Source organism: Arthrobacter sp. 05T442 (genome assembly GCF_056395945.1).
In genome coordinates, this window is sequence record NZ_JBFTKM010000054.1 from 1 (window position 1) to 800 (window position 800).

General features: G+C 73.7%; 1 protein-coding gene. It reads left to right on the forward strand.

Annotated elements, in window-relative coordinates:
* Nucleotides 1-800, forward strand: an 800-nt coding sequence (locus tag AC1DES_RS19145) for a DUF222 domain-containing protein (protein ID WP_476897277.1), incomplete at both ends; no start/stop codon positions are given.

Sequence of the window (800 nt, forward strand, 5' to 3'; positions counted from 1 at the left end):
CTGGCCGCGCTTGAGGCGGGGACGATTTCCTGGCAGCACGCTAGGATCATCGTCGACGAAACCGGCGGCCTGGACCGCGCCGGGGCGGCGGCGCTGGAGGGGCATTTCCTGGACCCGGACGCAGCGGACGCGGCCCGCGGGTGCSCGGCCGGGGACCTGGTGGCGTCCCGGTTCCGGGCCARGGCGCGCGCCTGGCGGGAACGCCACCACCGGGAGAGCATCGAGAACCGCCACACCGCGTCCGCTGCGGACCGGCGGGTGGAGTACGTCCCGGACCGGGACGGCATGGCGTGGCTTTCGGCCTATCTCACGGCCGGGACGGCGGCGGGGATCTGGGAACGGTCCACCGCGGCCGCCCGTGCCCTGCAGGGCCCGGGCGAGGCCAGGACCCTCAGCCAGCTCCGCGCCGACATCACCGCCACCTGGCTCCTCACCGGCGGAATGACTGACCGTACCTGCGCCGGGATGGACATCGGAGGGGACGGGTGCGGGGGTGTGCCGTTGCCTCGGGCGCAGGTCCTGGTCACCGTCCCGGTCCTGTCCCTGCTGGGCGCCACCGAGGAACCGGCCGTCCTGGACGGGCACGGGCCGATCCCGCCGTCGATGGCCCGCCGCCTGATCGCCGGCGGCGCCGATTCCTTCTACCGGGTCCTGACAGACCCCCGGGACGGGGCGCCGTTGGAAATCGGCCGGACCAGCTACCGGCTTACGAAGGCCCAGCGGCACTGGCTGCGGCTGCGCGACGGCAGGTGCCCGTTCCCGGGCTGCAGCAACCATTCCCTGGATAACGAAGCAGACCA